At 57.0% G+C, this 1,486-nt stretch carries 1 protein-coding gene and 1 pseudogene; one reads left to right on the plus strand and one right to left on the minus strand.

Features of this window, described 5'->3' with window-relative positions; genetic code table 11:
* Positions 1–173: 173 nt before the first annotated feature.
* Complete coding sequence (locus tag CV770_RS43995; RefSeq protein ID WP_283811416.1) at positions 174–521, minus strand: transposase; 348 nt, start codon at positions 519–521, stop codon at positions 174–176.
* A 124-nt stretch (positions 522–645) separates the two neighbouring features.
* Between CV770_RS43995 and CV770_RS41045 the strand changes: the two are divergent.
* Positions 646–1,069: pseudogene (locus CV770_RS41045) on the plus strand (beta/alpha barrel domain-containing protein); the annotation flags it as partial.
* Positions 1,070–1,486 lie beyond the last annotated feature (417 nt).

A 1,486-nucleotide genomic window follows, 5' to 3' on the forward strand; every position in this document is an offset into this window, starting at 1 on the left:
GGAAGGGAGGCCTCAGATTATGCGGAGTGAGAAAGAGGGCAGCAGGAACTAAACTGTTGATAACGAAGTGGGTCTCGGATTGAACGGCCGCACACTCCGCATAATCGTGGGCTCCGCATAATTGCGGAAGTCGACCGGATGGCTGGCCAGGAACACCTTCACACCAGAGGGGATCATGCCGATCGGACCGCCCGGATCACCCGCTGCAAATGTGCCTCCTCGACCTGCCGGCCGGCGCGCACGACCACCTCGCCAATGGCAATCTCGATCACTGCACCCGTCATAGACGCCACTGCGCCCGCATCACTCGAGTGCCGCGAGCAATAATGCCGCTCGGCCCGCGCATCGCGGCGCCAGGCGAACAGTTGCGAAGGGTGAATGCCGATCCGGCGGGCGATCGCCGATACGCTCGCGCCGGGCTCCAGCGCCTCTGCCGCAACTTGCGCCTTGAACTCGTCCGACCAGCGTCGCCGAAGCTGCCGCGGCGCTCCCTCAAGACGCTCGGCGACCGCTTCGATCATATGGAAGGTTCTAGTTTCAGAACTAGGCGCAGACATAGAAGCTCACATCGGCTCACAGACTCCGCAGCCGATAGCCGATCTCTCCGCCAATCTGCCAGATGGGGTCTCTTTGCCGCTTACGACGAACTCGCTGATAGGAGAGCAGCATCCTCTTGCCGATACTGCCGAATTCTCCGGCCGTCTTCGGGCAGTGAAAGACGATGCTATTCTCATTCACTCACGTAAGAGCAGCGCGGATGAAATCCTTTCGTTCGCGCACGCGTGGCGGAACCGGCTGCCTGTTGTGCTTGTTCCAACGAAGTACTATCGAACACCGGCCTCTGAGTATCGGAAAGCACGCATCTCCACGGTCATCTGGGCCAATCATGCCATGCGAGCTCCATTAGCGGCGATGAGGCGGGTCTGCCATCGTATCTTAACCGAGGAGAATACGACCAGCATAGAAACCGACATCGCAAACGCTGGACGAGGTGTTCGAATTATTGAAATACGACGAGCTTGACCGTGCCGACTCTCGCTATCGTCCCCCTACCAGCCTGGAGCAATAGCGTATCTGCGATGCACCGTACTCGCTCTCGAAGGACCTTCGCCATGCAATTGGCCGCCTTAGCTCTACACTTAACTGCGCTTATCAGCGCCACGCGAGATCACTGCGCGGGTATGGGTCTATCAACCAATTGATTGACCGCATCCTGCTGACCCGTCCTGTGACGTTTTTGTATTGCAACAGCGATTAGCTGCTGGCAGCGGTCAATACTAGCCCATCATCGAATATTGCCAATGACGGCCTCCTTGGCCTTTTCGTCTTTCGACAGAACGTTAGATGTCAATTCAGTGACCTGATTGAGCTTATCCAGAAGTCCTTGCAACGAAATCACTGCCATTTGCCCTTCGCTGTTGGCGCTATCAATCGCCGCTTTAACATTGTTGATCGCAGCGTCGAACTCCGCCTGTATGCCATATCA

Origin of the sequence: Bradyrhizobium sp. AC87j1 (assembly GCF_002936975.1) — a bacterium.
Lineage (GTDB): Bacteria > Pseudomonadota > Alphaproteobacteria > Rhizobiales > Xanthobacteraceae > Bradyrhizobium > Bradyrhizobium shewense.